This window comes from Aequorivita sp. 609, from assembly GCF_014212065.1.
Classification (GTDB): domain Bacteria; phylum Bacteroidota; class Bacteroidia; order Flavobacteriales; family Flavobacteriaceae; genus Aequorivita; species Aequorivita sinensis.
On sequence record NZ_JACJVM010000003.1, the window covers coordinates 118,099 to 137,181 of the forward strand.

The window sequence follows — 19,083 nt, forward strand, 5'->3', positions numbered from 1 at the left end:
TTATTACTTAGCTATAGTTCCTAATGTGTACAATTGCGAAAGATTAGGTGTTTCACTACCGCCTTCTTCTTCTAAAGTTATACCAATAGCTTCAGATAAAGAAAGATCTGAAAATTTATATATTCCATCAGCAACGTTGTTTTGAAGGTTGATTAAACCAATGCTTGTTGCGGAAAAGGGTTCCATTTTGAGTGTCCAAACTTGATAAGCCTTCCCATTAGGAGGTGTAGGTAGGTTTTTAATATCTACATAAGCATTTCCTTCTTTTTGGTTTAGATATACCTTAGCAAAAGCGGTAGGTGCTACAGCTTGGTTACCTGCTAATGTATAAGTTTGAACATCTTTAGCACTAAAAATTTCAAGAACCTTATTACTTTCTTTTAATTGATTTTCTGTTTCAGAATTTTTGGTTTTTAAAACTGTATTCTGAACAGTAGCAGTTTGTAGAGCTTTATTCAAATCGTTATTTTGTTTAAGCATCCACAAAATTCCTCCCATAAAAAATATAGCAGCAGCCCATCCTAAAATAGCCGGTAGATTGCGTGGTTTTGATTTTTTGATATCAGAAGCTGTATTCTCGTTCATTTAGATGATAATTTAATTTCTGTAAAAGTACTCATATTGTCGAAACATAATTAAGTATAAAAACTCTTGTTTAAAAATGTTAAATAAATAGGGATGCTAATGTAAAGGTTGTAATAGAACTATTTTTTAATAGCTTTACAAGCACAAATAGTACAATTTATACATATTAATTAAAATCAACCCCCAAAAAAACATGAAAAAAGTTACAAGAAATTTATTTCTGGCAGCCGTCTGTTTGTTTTCAGGCAGTATGATTGCTCAGGATTTTTCAAAGACTATTTCCGACCAACTGAATCAATTTGTTGAGAAAGGAGAATTACTACCTGAAGATCTTCAATGGCAAGTTACAGACGAATCTAAAAGTCGTACAAGTGGAATTCAACACGTTTATTTCAGACAATTATTAAACGATATCGAGATTTACGGTACCGATTCTGGAATTCATACTTTACCAAATGGTGCTGTTATTTCACAAGACAGTAAATTTATTAAAAGTACTTCCGAAAAATTATTTGGAAATACACAACCAGGATTAACAGCTTCACAAGCAGTTCAGGCTGCAGCAATGCAATTAGGTTTTACGCTTAATGAGTCTTTAACCGTATTAGATAAAGCTAAAGGTGCTTCTAAAGAAACACTATTAAGTGATGGAGGTATTTCTTTAAGTCCTATCCCTGCAAAACTCGTGTATGCTATTACCGATGACAATCATTTGGTATTATCTTGGGATATTTCAATTCAAGAGAAAAGCCAACAAAACTGGTGGAGTTTAAGAGTTGATGCTACTACTGGTAAAGTTTTAGATAAAACAGATTGGATGGTTAGTTGTAATTTTGATCACGACCATAGTAATGACGTGAAAGAAGTGAACTTTAACACCAATTTATTTGACGTGCCTAACTATTCAGAATTAGTAGCGAAATCTACTAATACTAACTGTACTGAATGTTATGAGGCATTCGCTTTACCTATTGAGAGTCCATATTTTGGAAACAGATCAATAGAAGTTCAACCAGCACATCCTGTTGCTTCTCCTTACGGATGGCACGATACTGATGGAGTTCCTGGAGCAGAATATACAGTTACACGCGGTAATAATGCAAATGCTTACGAAGACGGCAATAACCCAGGATATCAGCCAAACGGTGGGCCAAATTTAGATTTTACAGGATATCCTTTTAGTCAAACTTATTCAAGCTCTAACCAATATGAAGATGCTGCAATTACTAATTTGTTTTATTTAAACAACATCATTCACGACGTAATGTATATGTACGGTTTTGATGAAGAAAGTGGAAACTTTCAAGAAAATAACTACGGTAATGGCGGTATTGGTGGCGACTCAGTAAATGCTGAAGCACAAGATGGTTCAGGTACTTGTAATGCAAACTTCGGAACTCCACCAGATGGAGGTAACCCAACAATGCAAATGTACATTTGTGGTGATAAAGATGGCGATTACGATTCATTAGTTGTAATACACGAATACGGACATGGTATTTCAAATAGATTAACTGGTGGTCCATCTGCTGCAGGGTGTTTGCAGAATTCAGAACAAATGGGAGAAGGTTGGAGTGACTTTTTTGGAGCTTTACTAACAATTTCTCCAGGTGATGTAAGTACAGACCCTAGAGCTGTAGGAACATACTTATTTGGTCAAGGACCAAACGGGGGAGGTATTAGAGATTATCCTTATAGTACTGATATGAGTGTGAATCCTCAAACTTATGATTTTATTAAAACAGCGGCTGTACCACACGGAGTAGGTTCTGTATGGGCACAAATGTTATGGGAAGTAACTTGGGCATTAATCGATGAACATGGTTACGATCCGAATCCATACAATTTTACTGGTGACGTAAACCAAGACGCAGGAAATATTATGGCTATGGCTATTGTAACAGAAGGATTGAAGTTACAACCTTGTAGCCCAGGGTTTGTTGACGGTCGTGATGCTATTATTGCAGCAGATCAAGCTATATATGGCGGTGCAAATGAGTGCTTGTTATGGGAAGCTTTCGCAAAAAGAGGTTTAGGTTATAGTGCAGACCAAGGATCTTCAGGAAGTAGAAGTGATGGAACTCAAGCTTTTGATACACCTCCTTCAAGTGCTTCATTAAGCGTTTTAGAAGAAGTATGTGTTTCTTCAAATGTGATGACTGATTTAACTGGTGGTGCCCCAAGAGGTGGTGTCTATAGCGGACCAGGTGTAACAGATAACGGCGATGGTTCAACATTCAGCTTCGATCCTATTGCAGCTGGTGTTGGAGTTCATACAGTTACTTATACTGTTCAAGCTAGTAATTGTACAGTCGCATCGTCTGACACTGATACTATTGAAGTTCTTTCAGTTCCTGATGGACCAACTACTGTAGGAGCAACAAACGTTTGTATTGGTGAAGAAGTTACTGTAACTGCAACTCCTAATGATTCTTCAAACATCATTAGATGGTTTGACGCTCCAACAGGAGGAAACTTTTTACACGAAGGAACAACTTATACATTCACACCAACAGACGATAGCAATGTATATGCACAAGAAAGTGAACCAGGATTATTATCTAAATTGGTTATTTCTGAAATAAGCGTTGAGACTCCAGATAGATTTGAAATTCAAAATATTGGAGTAGCTACAGATTATGTAGGATATAAAGTTGCAGTTAGTGATCAACCATATACAAACATAAACACAGTTAATTCAATTGTAAGACCACTATTCCACATGGATGAAAATTCTGTAAGAGTATTTAGTGATGAAAGTGGATCTGATTATTGGGGTAATAATATTTGGTGGGGTAATTCTGGTACTGGATGGATTATAATTATTGATCCCGACGGAAACGTTGTAGATTCTGTTTTTTGGGGCTTTAGTGCTTCTCAAATTTCAAACCTCAACTTAACAATTGCTGGTTTTAACATTACTGCTTCCGATTTAGATTGGAGTGGTGCAGGTGCTGGCTTTATCAATGATTGTGGTTCTGATTCGTTTAGAAGACACGGAGATACAGATTCAGCAGCTGATTGGTCTGGAATATGCGAGCCTTCAGATTTTGGAGTTCCTAATTCTGATATTAATATTGGCCCAACAGGATGCCAAGCATTAAGAACTTTAACTGAAATTACTGCAGAAACTGAAGCGCCAGTTATTACTTGCCCTGCCGATGTGGAAGTTGAGGTACACCCAGGTACTCAGTTTACATTACCTGATTATACAGCCGACGCAGTAGTAACAGATAACTGTAGTTTAACTCCTACTATTACACAAAATCCTGCTGTAGGAACTATGGTAGATGCTGGGGTTACAACTATTACGTTAACTGCTACAGATGCTTCAGGAAATGAAAGCACTTGTACTTTTACAGTTACAGTAGAAGATACTTTAGGTGTAGATGAAAATGAGTTCTTTAATAATATTGCACTTTATCCAAACCCTACTTTTGGTTATATTACATTGGCTAATAAAACATCTGAGCAGCTTGTTAATGCTGTGATAACTGATGTTAAAGGAAGTGTTGTTAAAAACATCGATTTAAGTAAGTCTGGTGCAGAAACTTCTATTTCAATGGAGAATCTAGCTGCAGGAATGTACTTTATGAAAATTAACACCCAAAACACAAGTATTGTTAAACGAATAGTGAAGCAATAAAAATTTATAATTTCAATAGTTAAGAACCCGTGTCAAACTTGTTTGACGCGGGTTTTTTTCAATAACTTTGTCGCCCAAATAAACTTATAGAATGAGTAAAATTCTTTTCCTAGCAGGTAGTAATAGCAGTACATCTATTAACCATAAACTTGTAAGCTTTGCTGCAACTCACATCCCAAATCACAATACTGAAATTATTAAATTAACAGATTATGATCTGCCAATGTTTGGCGTAGACCTTGAACGCGAAAAAGGTTATCCTGTTAATTTAAAAATGCTTAACAACAAGATACAAGAGTCTGATGCTCTCGTAATATCAGTAAATGAACATAACGGAAATATTTCGGCTTATTTTAAAAATACGTTAGATTGGTTATCCCGTTTAGATAGAAAGTTTCTAGAAGGAAAAAAAGTATTGTTAATGAGTACTTCTAATGGCAAACGCGGAGCAGCTTCAGCTTTGGATTACACAAAAAATACACTTCCTCGCTTTGGGGCAAATGTAGTTGAGAGCTTTAGTTTCCCATCTTATTCTGAAAATTTTTCAGAACAGGAAAACACCATTACCAATGAAATTTTACTTTTAGGTTTTATAGACGTTATTCAAAACTTTGTACATCAAATTGAAATTTAATGCGGACTGTTAAGAAACTTTCTTTTTCTTTAACCGAAGCATCTAAACAAAGCTTCCTTCAATGGGCGCAGCAATATGATGAGGTTGTATGGTTAGACTCAAACAGCTATAAACAAGCTCACGAAAGCTATCAAGCTATACTTGCAGTTGACGCATTTACGGCGATAAAAACCGATGCTTATAATGCATTTGATAAACTAAAAGAGTATCAAACCACAACTCTCGATTGGATTTTTGGTTACCTTTCTTACGACCTTAAAAATGATGTAGAGCCGCTTCAATCCAATAACTTTGATGGCTTACATTTTCCTGACCTATATTTTTTTCAACCTAAAAAGCTTTTTCTTTTTACTGAAGAAAATGTTGAGGTTCATTATTTAAATATGGTCGATGATGAATTAGAATCTGATTGGAAGGAAATTTCAGAATTTCTACATTCATCCAAAAACACTAATCCTCATAAGGCTTTGGATATTAAAGCTCGTACAACTAAAGCTAATTATATCGAAAAGGTAGATAAATTTTTAGAGCACATAAAAAGAGGAGATATTTATGAAGCAAACCTATGTAAAGAGTTTTATTCTGAAAATACTGAAATAGACCCCTTAAATACCTTTATTGAACTCAATAAAATTTCAAAACCACCATTTTCCGTCTTTTTGAAACTGAATGAATTACATGCACTTTCAGCTTCTCCAGAACGATATATCAAAAGAAGCGGAAATACTATAGTCTCACAACCTATTAAAGGAACGGCTAAGCGTCTAGACAATGAAGTTAATGATTTGAATATGATAAAACAACTTCAAAATGATCCTAAAGAACGCAGTGAAAATATAATGATTACAGACCTTGTGCGTAATGATTTATCTCGAATAGCTCAGAAGGGTAGTGTAAAGGTAGAAGAGTTATGCGCTATTTATACATTTGAACAAGTGCATCAAATGATTTCTACAATTTCCTGTCAAGTGAGTTCAGAAACGGCTAGTGTAGATATTTTAAAAAATACATTCCCAATGGGAAGCATGACAGGCGCACCAAAAATTTCTGCCATGCAAATTATTGAAAGTACAGAAGATGCTAAACGTGGATTATATAGTGGTGCCATAGGCTATTTTACACCTTCAGGCGATTTCGATTTTAACGTTGTTATTCGTAGTATTTTATATAATTCTATTGAAAAGTACGTTAGCTTTTCGGTAGGAAGTGCGATTACAATAAATTCTATCCCAGAAAATGAATACGAAGAGTGTCTGCTGAAAGCAAAAGCAATGCGCTTAGTTCTTAACCCTCGCTTATAATCTTAGTTTATTAGCTTTTTAACTGATAAGTTTTATTTATTAGTGTTTTAGCTTATAAAATATACTTATTAGTATTATAGCTAATAAATTTGTATATTTGAATAAATTTATAATGAATGAAATATTCGGTTATATCTGGCGACATCATATCTTCTACTAGTTTAACAGGGGAAGATCGCAAACTTGTAGAGGAAAAATTAAAGAATCTTCTAAAAGATTTAAAGAAAGAATTTAATGTATATGGTCGTATTATTAAAGGCGACTATATAGAATGTGTAGTGCCAAATGCATCGGAAGGATTACAAGTGGCTTTAGCTATAAAGAGTTTTGTGAAAGCAATTCCAATTGAAGTTAAAACCTACAAAACATCCGACAGTAGAGTAAAACAATTTAAGATACACGGAATTCGCCTTGCTATAGGTTATGGTGAATTGAGTAGATATAGTCCTAAAAATGGAATTATTGATGGTGATGCTATTTACTTATCAGGACGCGAAATAAGTGGAGAAACGACCTATAATAAGGAGCGAATCGTTATAAAAAACACCTTGTTTTTTGCCTCAAAAGACGAGTCTTTAAATAAAAATTTCCAACCTTTACTAGCACTTTTAGACGTGTTAATAAGTAAAGCAACATCTAGACAATGTGAGGTTTTATATTTAAAGCTGATGAATAATCAGGAAGATGATATTGCAAAACGTTTAGGTATTGGGCAGTCTGCAGTAAATCAACACTCGACCAGTGTAGGTTGGAATGCAATTGAAGAAGCTGTAAATTACTATAAAATGATAGTTACAAACTAAAACACTATGGGAATAAAGGAATTATTGCTCCTCCAATTTATAGCGCATTTGTGTTTGGATTACTTTTTTCAAACTAATAAATTAGCTAAACAAAAAAACACAATAGGCTTTAAAAGTTCGTTTTTGTATTGGCACGCTTTAGTGTGCTTTGTATTATCATGGCTATTTTCATTACAAGTTGAGTTTGTTTGGGCTGCAGCAATAATAACAGTAACTCATTTCTTAATTGATGGATTTAAACACCATCTTAATAACAGTAAATATTTAGGTAGATACGCTTTTTTCATAGATCAGGCTTTACACTTAATAATTTTAACAGTAGTAGTTCTTTTGTTTGATAAATGGCAAGGAATAGATCCCTTTGTAAACACCTTTATAGATTTTAAATACCTATTAATAATAGCAGGATACTTGGTGTGTTTAAAACCTGCGAATATATTTATTAGAGAAGTGTTTAAAGTAACAGATATACAGGTCTCTAGCGATAATGAAATGCCCAATGCAGGAAAAGTAATTGGGGTGTTAGAAAGAATTTTGACGCTAACATTTATCATCGTTTCACAATATTCGGCAGTAGGGTTTTTGATTGCTGCAAAATCAATTCTACGCTATAGAAATGATGAAACGTTAAAAACAGAATATGTGCTTATTGGTACTATGTTGAGCTTTGGAATAGCAGTAATAGCAGGTATAATTATTAATCTATTTTTATTCATTTAAGTGCTAACTAACTTCAAAAAACATATCGAGGAAAACTTTTCATTCTTAAAAGGGAAAAAAAGTCTTATTGCTTGTAGTGGAGGAGTAGATAGTGTGGTTTTAACGCACTTAATCAAAAATCTAAATCTTGAAATCGCTCTTGCGCACTGTAATTTTTCACTCAGAGGAGAAGAAAGTGATGGCGATGAGCAATTTGTAGTCGCACTAGCTGAAAATTTAGATGTACCTATTTTTTCTGAAACATTTGACACTCATAAGTATGCGGATGAACAAAAGGTTTCAACCCAAATGGCAGCCAGAACTTTGCGATATAATTGGTTTGAAGAGATTTTATCCAATTTTAGTTACGATTATCTACTAACAGCTCATCATCTAGATGACGATTTAGAAACTTTTTTTATAAATCTTTCTAGAGGAACAGGCCTAAACGGACTTACAGGAATTCCAAAAAAGAATCAGAAAGTAGTAAGGCCATTATTGAATTTTTCAAGAGAAGAAATAGTGGATTACGCTGAAGCAAATAAGCTTAAATGGCGAGAAGATAGTACCAATCAAAAAACGGATTATCTTAGAAATAAATTGAGGCTCGAAGTTATTCCTCAATTTAAAGAAACGAATGAAAACCTCCTTAAAAACTTTAAAAAGACACAAGACAACCTAATCGCATCTCAAAACTTGATAGACGATTATATGTCATTGGTGTACAAACTTGTTATTTCCAAAAAATCTGATTCATACCATTTAAATATCCAAAAACTCCGGGAGTTACCCCATACTGAAGAGTTATTATACGAATTGCTTAAGGATTTTGGTTTTACCGAATGGAATGATGTTTCCAACTTGTTAGATGCTCAAACAGGCAAACAAGTTCTATCTAAAACTCATAGACTTTTAAAAAATCGCGATGAATTGATTCTTACTGAAGTTGTTATAAATCCCATCGATGAGGAATACTTAGTTACTGAAGAGGGAATAAGCGCACCAATTAAGTTAGAAATTGAGCAATCTATGGCTATTGGTGAAACAGAAAAGAATACTATTTATTTAGATGCCGAAAAATTGAACTTTCCATTGAATTTAAGAAAATGGAGGAAAGGAGATAGTTTCAAGCCTTTTGGAATGGGTGGATCTAAGAAATTGAGTAAATTTTTTAAAGATGAAAAGCTTTCAGCAACCGAAAAGGAGAAAATTTGGGTTCTTGTAGATAAAAATGAAGTAGTTTGGGTTGTAGGAAAAAGAATGGATGACACCTATAAAGTAACTCAAAAAACAGAGAAAATTATTAAAATTACTTACGTTACCTAAGTGCCTAAAAAGCGAAAATCTCGACTTGTGGTCGAGATTTTCTAACAAACCTAACTTTAGTAAACTTTATTTGCACTTTGAATATTTTCTATCCCCACAAAAAATATAATCAATGTGCATTATCCACTAATTCTATGATTCAAATATACAGCACGTTATTGTAATTTTATATACGTACTAACACGTATTTTTGTTTCTGACATTAATCATTACATATTGTAAACATAAATTGTAACTTTCCAATTATGAAAAATTCGATGAAAATAGGAGTGTTAACAAGTGGTGGAGATTCTCCAGGGATGAATGCTGCAATTAGAGCAGTTGTCCGTGCTTGCGAATATCAAGGTGTTAAATGTGTAGGTATTTACCGTGGATTTCAAGGATTGATAGAAGCAGATTTTAAGGAGTTAAATGCAAGATCGGTTAAAAACATTATTAATCGTGGTGGAACTTTTTTAAAATCTGCACGATGTAATGAGTTTAAAAATTCTGAAGGTAGAAAAAAAGCCTACGATAATCTCACAAATGAAAATATTAATGCTCTAGTAGTTATAGGAGGCGATGGAACATTTAAAGGTGCTACAGCATTTCAAAAAGAATTTGACTTTCCAATTGTTGGTATCCCTGGAACTATAGATAACGATATTAATGGAACAGATTATACAATTGGTTACGATACAGCTTTAAATACAGTTGTAGAGGCTATTGATAAAATTCGAGATACCGCTAATTCTCATAATCGACTTTTTTTGGTGGAAGTTATGGGACGTGATGCGGGAGATATTGCTCTTAACGCGGGAATCGGCGCCGGTGCTGAAGAAATATTGATTCCTGAACAAGATATGGGATTAGAACGTTTGTTAGAATCGTTAGATAGAAGTAAAAAATCTGGTAAAACATCTAGTATTGTGGTAGTTTCTGAAGGGGATCAAATAGGGAAAAATATATTTGAATTAGCAGAAAATATCGAGAAAAACTTGAAGGATTACGAAGTAAGAGTTTCTGTCTTAGGGCATATTCAACGTGGTGGAGCGCCAAGTTGTTACGATCGTGTTTTGGCAAGTAGATTAGGAGTGGGAGCTGTAGACGCACTTTTAAATGGTGAATCTAATGTAATGGTAGGGATTGTTCATAATAAAGTAAAATTAATTCCTTTTGCTGAAGCAATTAAATCTAGTAATCAATTTGACGTAAGTCTTGTACGTGTGGCAGATGTTATCTCTATATAAGTATTACTTTCTCGCATTCTATTTTTAAAAACTAAACAAATTCGCTAAATTAATTTTATATTAAATAAAAAAACTATGATAAAAACAGGAATAAATGGATTAGGCCGTATCGGTCGTTTGGTTTTAAGAGCAGCATCAAAAAGAAATGATATCGAGGTAGTTGCTGTTAATGATTTACTAGATATAGAGCATTTGGCTTATTTATTAAAATACGATTCAGTACATGGAAAATTTCCGGGAACTATAACCGTAGATAACAATTACCTAGTTATAAATGGCAAAAAGATTCGAGTTACTGCTGAAAAGAATCCTGAAAATTTAAAATGGAATGAGGTAGGAGCCGAAATTATTATGGATTGTACTGGGATTTTTAAAGAAGTAGATTCAGCTTCTGCTCATATTAAAGCTGGAGCAAAAAAAGTGGTTATTTCTGCACCTTCCAAAACTGCACCTATGTTTGTGATGGGAGTGAATCACAAAAGTGTAAAAGCTACAGATACAATCATTTCAAATGCATCTTGTACAACAAATTGCTTGGCGCCATTAGCGAAAATCATCAATGACGAATACGGAATTGAAGAAGCCCTTATGACTACTGTACACGCAGTAACTACTTCACAATCAACGGTAGATAGTGCCTCAAAGAAAAACTATCGTATTGGAAGAAATGCCTTAAACAATATTATTCCAACAACTACAGGTGCTGCAATAGCTGTTACTAAAGTAATCCCAGAACTTGAAGGGAAATTAACAGGGATGGCTTTTCGCGTTCCAACTACTGATGTTTCTGTGGTAGATTTAACTTTTCGCACCAAAAAATCTACAAACTACGAAGCCATAAAACAACTTTTCAAAAATGCTTCAGAGAATGAATACAAAGGACTTGTAAACTACACCGAAGACGAAGTGGTGTCTCAGGATTTTGTTTCAGACCCATATATTTGCACTTTTGATGCTAATGCTGGGATTGCGTTAAACGACAATTTTTTCAAATTAGTAGCTTGGTACGATAATGAATATGGGTATTCGTCAAAATTAGTAGATTTGACAGTTCATATTGCAACGCTATAAACTATGACCCTCATAACTGATGGTGGCTCGACAAAATGCGATTGGGTCCTGCTAGATAATTCAGGAAATGTACTCTTTAAAACTACAACTTTAGGTTTAAATCCAACGGTTGTGCCTAAAGAAGAACTTCTGTTTCGAATTTCTTCTAACGAAGCCTTAAAAAATGTATTTTCCCAAGTGGAAACACTTCACTTCTATGGAGCAGGTTGTGGTACCATAACTCCTAGAAGTATTTTAAAGGAAGTTTTAGAAGAGCTTTTTGTAAATGCAACTGTAAGTGTTTCAGAAGATTTAACTGCTGCGGTTTATTCTGCTACTTCAGTACCTGGAATTGTATGTATTCTAGGTACTGGCAGTAATAGCTGTTACTTCGACGGAAAAGTAATCCACTCACATATTCCTGCTTTAGGCTATATTTTAATGGATGAAGCTAGTGGTAATTATTTTGGGAAAAGATTGATTAGAGACTACTATTACAATAGAATGCCTGTCGAAATTGCATCAGAATTTGAAAAAAACTTCAATTTGAATGCGGACGACATCAAGATGAATTTATATAAAAAAGCAAATCCGAACACATATTTGGCTTCATTTGCCCAATTCATTTTTAGTTCTTCTTCTCAAAACAATAACATAGAGGGAAATGATTTAGGTAAGGACAAAATAAACTCATATTTTTACGCTCTTATAAAAGAAGGAATTTCAAATTTTATAGAATGTCGTATTCTAAGTTTTGAAAATGCAAGAGAAGTGCCAATACATTTTGTTGGTTCAATAGCACATTTTTCAGAACAAATAATTAAAGAATGTTTTGACGAATACAATCTTGAATTGGGAAATATCGTACAACGACCAATCGATGGATTAATAGCGTATTATAAAAATAGAATTAAGTAAAAACACCAATCACCTATAAAATGCCCTTACCTGCGATAAATCCTACAAAAACAAATGCTTGGAAAGCCCTTGAAACCCATATTCAAGAAATAAAAAATAAGCAAATGCAGGATGTTTTTTTTAAAGAAACTACTCGTGCAGGCCGTTTTAAAATAGAATGGAAGGACTTTTATGTAGACTACTCTAAAAATAGGGTTACAGACAAAACAATTTCACTTTTACTTAACCTAGCAGAAGAGGTAGGTTTAAAAGAAGCTATAATCCAACAATTTTCCGGAAAACCTATAAACCAAACAGAAGGTAGAGCAGTTCTTCACACAGCGCTTAGAGATTTAAATAATCTTAAACCTGAAGTGGCTAGTACACTTCAAAAAATGAAGGATTTTTCAGAAGAAATAATAAGTGGAAAGCATAAAGGATTTTCAGGAAAACCGATAACAGATGTTGTAAATATTGGAATTGGAGGCAGTCATTTGGGCCCGGAAATGGTTATTGAAGCACTTCAATTTTATAGAAATCACTTAAATATTCACTTTATTGCGAATATCGATGGGGATGATGTAGAGGAAGTCTTAAAAAAACTAAATCCTGAAACCACATTATTTATAGTTGTTTCTAAAAGTTTCACAACTCAAGAAACTATCGTAAACGCTACAGTTGTCCGAGATTGGTTTTTAAGAAGTGCCGTTGAAGAAAATATTCAAAGTCACTTTGTAGCGGTTTCTGCTAATATAAAAGGTGCAATAGATTTTGGAATTTCAGAAGATAATATTTTTCCAATGTGGGATTGGGTAGGAGGTCGTTTTTCTCTATGGAGTTCCGTAGGACTTTCTATTTGTTGCGCTGTTGGTTATCATAATTTTGAGGCTATTTTAAAGGGGGCTTCAGAAATGGATGACCATTTTAAAAATGAAGAATTCGACAAAAACATTCCTGTAGTACTTGCTTTATTGTCAATATGGTACAATAACTTTTTTAAAGTAGAAAGTGAAGCAGTTGTAGCATATTCTCAATATCTAAATAAACTTGTTCCTTACCTTCAACAGGCTATAATGGAAAGCAATGGGAAGAATATTGACAGAAACGGGGACAAGATTAACTACCAAACTGGAACAATAGTTTGGGGGAATGTAGGTAGTAACTCACAACACGCATACTTCCAACTTTTACACCAAGGTACCAAACTTATTCCTACCGATTTTATTGGATTTTCAAAGCCTTTACTTGGTAATTTTAAAAACCACAATATTTTAATGGCTAATTATCTTGCTCAAACTGAGGCATTGTGGGAGGGTACATATAATAAAGAGGTTGAAAAGCCTTTTAAATTTTTCGAAGGAAATAAACCTACAAATTCAATTTTAATCAAGAAACTTACTCCAAACAGTCTGGGAAAACTTATTGCGATGTATGAGCACAAGCTTTTTGTTCAGGGGATTATTTGGAATATCTTCAGTTACGATCAATGGGGCGTTGAATTAGGCAAAACTGTTGCTAAGGGAACTCTAAGTTCTATAGAGAATAAAAATGCTACTGAAGTTAAAAATCCATCCACTCAAAATTTGATTAAAAAATTATTAGACTCTTAATTTAAAAAAAAATAAAGGATTCTATTTCCAAACTCACACACTTTTTATGGTTGTAAGTTTTTAATTGTGAGGGTTTTAAAGATTTTTATTATCTTACTTAAAAATCTATTTTAAAACCTTAAGCATATGCTCACAAAAGTTTACGGAAGTGCCGTTTTTGGTGTAGAAGCTACTACAATAACTGTTGAAGTTAATGTAGATAAAGGAGTTGGTTACCATTTAGTTGGACTACCAGACAACGCTATTCGTGAAAGTAATTATAGAATTGCAGCAGCGCTTCAAAATAATGGATATAAAATTCCAGGAAAGAAGTTAATTCTCAATATGTCGCCAGCAGATTTAAGAAAAGAAGGTTCGGCTTACGACCTAACTTTGGCTATGGGAATACTTATCGCTACAGAACAGATACAAGAACGGAATGCACTTTCAGATTTTATAATAATGGGAGAGTTGTCCTTGGATGGCAATTTACAACCAATTCGAGGAGCACTACCAATAGCTATTAAAGCAAAAGAAGAAGGTTTTAAAGGGATTATTTTACCAAATCAAAACGCAAAAGAAGCAGCTATTGTTGAAGGTTTGAACGTCTATGGAATCGATAACATTAAAGAAGTAATCGATTATTTCAATGAAGATATTCCATTAGAAAAAACTATAGTGGATATGGAAGCTGAGTTCTATAATCATCTAGAACACCCAGAATACGACTTTGCTGATGTAAAAGGTCAAGAATCTATTAAACGCTGTATGGAAATCGCTGCTGCTGGAGGACATAACATTATTTTAATAGGCCCACCAGGTTCTGGAAAAACTATGCTAGCCAAACGATTGCCAAGTGTATTGCCTCCTATGACACTTCAAGAAAGTCTCGAAACCACTAAAATACACAGTGTAGCTGGGCGAACTATGGAAAAAGGTGGGATTATGACTTCTAGACCTTTTCGCAGTCCTCATCATACTATTTCGGATGTAGCCCTTGTAGGAGGTGGGCAATATCCACAACCTGGAGAAATAAGTCTTGCTCATAATGGAGTGTTATTTTTAGATGAACTTCCTGAGTTTAAACGTGGAGTTCTCGAAGTAATGCGGCAACCTTTAGAAGATCGAGAAGTGACTATCTCTCGAGCAAAATTTACAGTTACCTACCCCTCAAGCTTTATGTTGGTAGCTAGTATGAATCCTAGTCCAGGCGGGTATTTTAATGATCCTGATGCCCCTGTGATGTCCTCACCAGCCGAAATGCAGCGTTATTTGAGTAAGATTTCAGGTCCGTTATTAGATAGAATCGATATACATATTGAGGTTACTCCAGTTCCATTTGAAAAACTTAGCGAAGAACGCCGTGGTGAAGCAAGTGTGGTTATTCGAGAGAGAGTTACTAATGCCAGGAAAATTCAGTCTCAACGCTTTTCTGATTTCGATAATATCCACTACAATGCGCAAATGGGAGTAAAGCAAATACGTCAGTTTTGTAAACTAGATGAAGATTCTTTAGGGCTGTTAAAAACAGCAATGGAAAAATTAAATCTATCCGCTCGAGCTTACGATCGAATTTTAAAAGTAGCAAGAACTATTGCCGATTTAGAAGCTTCTGAAAGAATAAACGGCAACCATATTTCTGAGGCAATTCAGTATAGAAGTTTGGATAGAGATGGTTGGTTTGGGTAAAAGATGACTGAGTGATTATGCTATTTTTTTTATTTAATTTTACTAAAGTCTAGATTTTGATTGTTGGTTCGTTTCTTGAACATAAGGTTTTAGTAGTACGTAGTAATAGGGATTAAATCAATTGATTAGGTGATTTTATTTTAAAGTAATTTTCAGCTAATTGATGGAAATGTTTATATGCTAGGTATAATCTATTTATCTTGCACTAAACTTTCTTATTTATGAAAAATCACTTGCTATATATTTTTTCAGCTTCAATAGTAATTAGTTGTAATAACCCCTCAAATAAAAATTCTGAAATTTCTAAAACAGAAGTTATATCAATGGAAAAATTTGAAGATCCATCATTTACACTAGCTGAAGCGAACAAATTAATTGAACTTCCTTTACATTGTGTTGCTACAGAATATCCTTATAAGCCTGGTGAAGTTTTAGAAAGTGAAGCAGATTTAGTAGAACCTATTAAGGTACATCCAATTTTTTATGGCTGCTTTGATTGGCATAGTGCTGTACATGGTTATTGGTCGATGGTTACACTTTTAAAGCAATTTCCAGATATGGACAAAGCCGAAGAGGTAAAGAATATTCTACAAGAGAAGATTACTGCAGAAAATGTAGCTACAGAGGTTGAGTATTTTAAAAAGCCTATCAACAGTTCCTTCGAAAGAACCTATGGCTGGGCTTGGTTATTAAAACTTGCGGAAGAATTACATAACTGGGATGATCCTACGGCTCGACAACTTGAAGAAAACTTAAAACCACTAGCTGATATTATTATTACTAGGTATAAAGAGTTTCTGCCGAAATTAAATTACCCAATTAGAGTAGGAGAACACTCGAATACCGCTTTTGGGTTAACCTTTGCTTACGATTATGCTAAAACAATAGGGGATGATGAGTTGAAACAACTTATAGAAAAACGAGCTAAAGACTTTTATTTAAATGATATAGATTGTCCTATTACTTGGGAGCCTAGCGGCTTTGATTTTTTGTCTCCTTGCTTAGAAGAGATAGATATTATGCAACGCGTACTTTCTAAAGATGAGTTTTTGAATTGGATAGATGCATTTTTGCCAGAATTGGCTAATGAAAATTATCAATTAAAAGTAGGAGAAGTAAGTGATAGAACTGATGGAAAATTAGTTCATCTAGACGGCTTAAACTTCAGTAGAGCGTGGGTTTTCTATGCCTTAGCTCGGGATTATCCAAAATACAAACACCTTAAAAATGTAGCTAATGAGCACTTAGCCTATTCTTATCCTAATTTGGTGGGGGATAGTTACGAAGGTGGACATTGGTTAGGAAGCTTTGCTATTCTTGCTTTAAATACGCTTCATAAATAGTAAGAATAATTCTGAGTTCAAATATTTTGGAGCTCTAAACTATTTACAAACATCCCAAAGCACATCAGTGGGAGTAGGGGCTTCAAATGTGAATTCTTCTTTTTGTACGGGATGAACTAAAGTTAGTTTTCTTGCGTGTAGATGAATGCTTCCATCGGGATTACTTCTGTCGAAACCGTATTTTAAATCCCCTTTTATCGGGCAACCAATAGAAGAAAGTTGTGAACGAATTTGATGATGTCTACCAGTTTCTAACTCAATTTCTAATAAGTAATAATTGTCTAGCTTCTGAATTAATTTATAATGAAGAATAGCTTTTTTACTTTCTGGAACTTCTTTTATGTGAGCATAAGACTTGTTTTGTTTAGGATTTCGCTTCAAAAAATGAATTAAAGTATCTTCCGTTTTTGGTGGAGCGTTTTTCACAAGTGCCCAGTATATTTTTTGAGTTTCTCTTTTGGCAAACAGTTTATTTAAGCGGGTTAGTGCTTTTGATGTTTTAGCAAATAAAACAATTCCGCTTGTAGGTCTGTCTAATCGATGAACAACACCCAAATATACCGCTCCAGGTTTATTATACTTTTCTGCGATATATTCTTTTACCACTTCGGAAAGAGGCATATCTCCGGTTTTATCTCCTTGAACGATATCGCCAGGACGTTTGTTTATAACTATTAGGTGATTGTCTTCATATACAACTTGAAGATTCTCTTTAGTGCTGTGATTTTTTGAAGTTCCGATTATTAAGTAATTTTAGAATTCAACTTTTCAAAAATAAGGAAAAGAAAATTTACTTAGTTTGTAAAAAAATGAATAATAAATAAAATAACTGTGGTTATAGGACGCTCTTAAGCACTACCTTTGCGCCAAACTATTAAAATGGAATCTTTTAACGACTTTAACCTAAATAAACAACTACAATTCGCAATAGACGATTTAGGCTTTGAAAAACCTACACCTATTCAGGCACAATCGTATTCGGTTATTTTGTCTGGTACAGACATGGTGGGTATTGCTCAAACAGGTACTGGAAAGACTTTTGCGTATATGCTGCCTATTCTTCAAGAATTGAAATTCTCGAAGGATATACATCCACGTGTTTTAGTAATGGTTCCCACGCGTGAACTAGTAATACAGGTTGTTGAAGAAATTGAAAAGTTTGGTAAATACTCTTCTGTACGTGTGATTGGAGTTTATGGCGGTACAAACATAAACAGACAAAAAGAAGCTGTTGCCGAAGGTGCAGATATAATAGTTGCTACTCCAGGACGATTGTACGATTTAGTGATTAGCCGAGCATTACAGCTTAAATCGGTTAAAAAAATGGTGATAGATGAAGTAGATGTTATGCTTGATTTAGGTTTCCGTTTTCAGCTTACCAATATTTTGGAACTGCTTCCAAACAAGCGTCAAAATATTATGTTTTCTGCAACAATGACAGATGATGTGAATGTATTTATTCACGATTTCTTTATTGCGCCAACTACTGTTTCGGTTTCGGTAAGTGGAACTCCTTTAGATAATATTTCACAATACGCATATAAAGTTAAGAACTTTTACACCAAAGCGAATTTGCTAAAGCACATCCTTCAGGATGAAAAAGATTTTAAGAAAGTACTTGTTTTTGTTCCTAATAAGAAGAGTGCCGATTTACTTTTCGATATTTTAGATGAATTTTTTGGAAGTGAAGTAGCCGTAATCCATTCAAATAAAACACAGAATTACAGGCTGCGTTCTATAGAAAACTTTAATGACGAAAAGACGCGTATTCTTGTGACTACAGATGTTATGGCGCGTGGGCTTGATTTAGATAAGGTTTCACACGTTATAAATTTCGACACACCATTGTATCCAGAAAACTATATGCACCGTATAGGAAGAACTGGTCGAGCGGAGCAGAAGGGAACGTCAATATTGCTTTATACGGAAGATGAAAATGAAGCGAAACAAGCCATTGAGAATTTGATGGATTTGAAGATTACTGAATTAAATTTTCCTGAAGAAGTTGAAATATCAAAGCAGTTAACCTACGAGGAGCAACCTAAGGTTTTAGAAATAAACAACCCCAATAATATAGAAGAGGTTGGACCTGCATTTCACGAAAAAAAGGAGAAAAACAGAAAAGAAAACTTAGGAGGTTCGTACAAACGAATAATTAAGCAGAAATATAAAAAACCTAAAACTAGAGGTGATAAAAATTATAACAAGAGGAATAAACGTAAATAAGCTATAACTATTTATCGAAATAGTAAGTTTTGAGTAAATTCTAAAAGGAAAAATCCAACTCACCCA

At 34.1% G+C, this 19,083-nt stretch carries 15 protein-coding genes; 13 read left to right on the forward strand and 2 right to left on the reverse strand.

Annotation, left to right across the window (positions count from 1 at the left end):
- Positions 1-3: 3 nt before the first annotated feature.
- On the reverse strand, positions 4-585 hold the full coding sequence (locus H4O20_RS01615) for an anti-sigma factor (RefSeq protein WP_185098080.1): 582 nt from the start codon (positions 583-585) through the stop codon (positions 4-6).
- Positions 586-778: 193 nt separating this feature from the next.
- Here H4O20_RS01615 and H4O20_RS01620 point away from each other — a divergent pair, with 193 nt between their 5' ends.
- From H4O20_RS01620 to H4O20_RS01675, 12 genes are all read left to right on the forward strand, one after another.
- Positions 779-4,231, forward strand: a complete 3,453-nt coding sequence (locus H4O20_RS01620) for a M36 family metallopeptidase (protein ID WP_185098081.1) — start codon at positions 779-781, stop codon at positions 4,229-4,231.
- A gap of 91 nt (positions 4,232-4,322) precedes the next feature.
- A complete protein-coding gene (locus H4O20_RS01625) occupies positions 4,323-4,865 on the forward strand; it encodes an NADPH-dependent FMN reductase (protein WP_185098082.1) in 543 nt (180 codons plus the stop codon).
- Entirely contained in the window at positions 4,865-6,166 is a 1,302-nt protein-coding gene (pabB, locus tag H4O20_RS01630) for an aminodeoxychorismate synthase component I (protein ID WP_185098083.1), read from the forward strand. Before H4O20_RS01625 ends, pabB begins: the two co-directional genes overlap by 1 nt.
- A gap of 116 nt (positions 6,167-6,282) precedes the next feature.
- The gene (locus tag H4O20_RS01635; RefSeq protein WP_185098084.1) at positions 6,283-6,969 is read left to right on the forward strand and encodes a fumarate hydratase; all 687 of its coding nucleotides are present in this window, start codon (positions 6,283-6,285) and stop codon (positions 6,967-6,969) included.
- Positions 6,970-6,975: 6 nt separating this feature from the next.
- A complete protein-coding gene (locus H4O20_RS01640) occupies positions 6,976-7,689 on the forward strand; it encodes a DUF3307 domain-containing protein (protein WP_185098085.1) in 714 nt (237 codons plus the stop codon).
- A complete protein-coding gene (gene tilS / locus H4O20_RS15295) occupies positions 7,690-8,994 on the forward strand; it encodes a tRNA lysidine(34) synthetase TilS (protein ID WP_185098086.1) in 1,305 nt (434 codons plus the stop codon).
- Positions 8,995-9,239: 245 nt separating this feature from the next.
- The gene (gene pfkA / locus H4O20_RS01650) at positions 9,240-10,223 is read left to right on the forward strand and encodes a 6-phosphofructokinase (RefSeq protein WP_185098087.1); all 984 of its coding nucleotides are present in this window, start codon (positions 9,240-9,242) and stop codon (positions 10,221-10,223) included.
- A gap of 75 nt (positions 10,224-10,298) precedes the next feature.
- Positions 10,299-11,294 (forward strand): type I glyceraldehyde-3-phosphate dehydrogenase, encoded by a 996-nt coding sequence (gene gap, locus H4O20_RS01655; protein WP_185098088.1) that lies wholly within the window; start codon positions 10,299-10,301, stop codon positions 11,292-11,294.
- 3 nt (positions 11,295-11,297) lie between these two features.
- Positions 11,298-12,191, forward strand: a complete 894-nt coding sequence (locus H4O20_RS01660) for an N-acetylglucosamine kinase (protein ID WP_139854495.1) — start codon at positions 11,298-11,300, stop codon at positions 12,189-12,191.
- 20 nt (positions 12,192-12,211) lie between these two features.
- Complete coding sequence (gene pgi / locus H4O20_RS01665; protein WP_185098089.1) at positions 12,212-13,780, forward strand: glucose-6-phosphate isomerase; 1,569 nt, start codon at positions 12,212-12,214, stop codon at positions 13,778-13,780.
- Positions 13,781-13,906: 126 nt separating this feature from the next.
- Positions 13,907-15,448, forward strand: coding sequence for a YifB family Mg chelatase-like AAA ATPase (locus tag H4O20_RS01670; RefSeq protein ID WP_139854497.1), 1,542 nt, complete (start codon positions 13,907-13,909; stop codon positions 15,446-15,448).
- A gap of 221 nt (positions 15,449-15,669) precedes the next feature.
- On the forward strand, positions 15,670-16,791 hold the full coding sequence (locus tag H4O20_RS01675; protein WP_185098090.1) for a DUF2891 domain-containing protein: 1,122 nt from the start codon (positions 15,670-15,672) through the stop codon (positions 16,789-16,791).
- Positions 16,792-16,830: 39 nt separating this feature from the next.
- Here the strand turns inward: H4O20_RS01675 and H4O20_RS01680 are convergent, their stop codons facing one another.
- Positions 16,831-17,532, reverse strand: coding sequence for an RluA family pseudouridine synthase (locus tag H4O20_RS01680; RefSeq protein WP_185098139.1), 702 nt, complete (start codon positions 17,530-17,532; stop codon positions 16,831-16,833).
- A 138-nt stretch (positions 17,533-17,670) separates the two neighbouring features.
- Between H4O20_RS01680 and H4O20_RS01685 the strand changes: the two genes are divergently transcribed.
- Positions 17,671-19,017 (forward strand): DEAD/DEAH box helicase, encoded by a 1,347-nt coding sequence (locus H4O20_RS01685; protein WP_139854500.1) that lies wholly within the window; start codon positions 17,671-17,673, stop codon positions 19,015-19,017.
- Positions 19,018-19,083: the final 66 nt, after the last annotated feature.

Excerpts from the sequence above, each read along its gene's own strand:
- H4O20_RS01615 (WP_185098080.1), bottom strand. The coding sequence starts at position 585 with ATGAACGAGAATACAGCTTCTGATATCAAAAAATCAAAACCACGCAAT.
- H4O20_RS01620 (WP_185098081.1), top strand. The coding sequence starts at position 779 with ATGAAAAAAGTTACAAGAAATTTATTTCTGGCAGCCGTCTGTTTGTTT.
- H4O20_RS01625 (WP_185098082.1), top strand. The coding sequence starts at position 4,323 with ATGAGTAAAATTCTTTTCCTAGCAGGTAGTAATAGCAGTACATCTATT.
- pabB (WP_185098083.1), top strand. The coding sequence starts at position 4,865 with ATGCGGACTGTTAAGAAACTTTCTTTTTCTTTAACCGAAGCATCTAAA.
- H4O20_RS01635 (WP_185098084.1), top strand. The coding sequence starts at position 6,283 with ATGAAATATTCGGTTATATCTGGCGACATCATATCTTCTACTAGTTTA.
- H4O20_RS01640 (WP_185098085.1), top strand. The coding sequence starts at position 6,976 with ATGGGAATAAAGGAATTATTGCTCCTCCAATTTATAGCGCATTTGTGT.
- pfkA (WP_185098087.1), top strand. The coding sequence starts at position 9,240 with ATGAAAAATTCGATGAAAATAGGAGTGTTAACAAGTGGTGGAGATTCT.
- gap (WP_185098088.1), top strand. The coding sequence starts at position 10,299 with ATGATAAAAACAGGAATAAATGGATTAGGCCGTATCGGTCGTTTGGTT.
- H4O20_RS01660 (WP_139854495.1), top strand. The coding sequence starts at position 11,298 with ATGACCCTCATAACTGATGGTGGCTCGACAAAATGCGATTGGGTCCTG.
- pgi (WP_185098089.1), top strand. The coding sequence starts at position 12,212 with ATGCCCTTACCTGCGATAAATCCTACAAAAACAAATGCTTGGAAAGCC.
- H4O20_RS01670 (WP_139854497.1), top strand. The coding sequence starts at position 13,907 with ATGCTCACAAAAGTTTACGGAAGTGCCGTTTTTGGTGTAGAAGCTACT.
- H4O20_RS01675 (WP_185098090.1), top strand. The coding sequence starts at position 15,670 with ATGAAAAATCACTTGCTATATATTTTTTCAGCTTCAATAGTAATTAGT.
- H4O20_RS01685 (WP_139854500.1), top strand. The coding sequence starts at position 17,671 with ATGGAATCTTTTAACGACTTTAACCTAAATAAACAACTACAATTCGCA.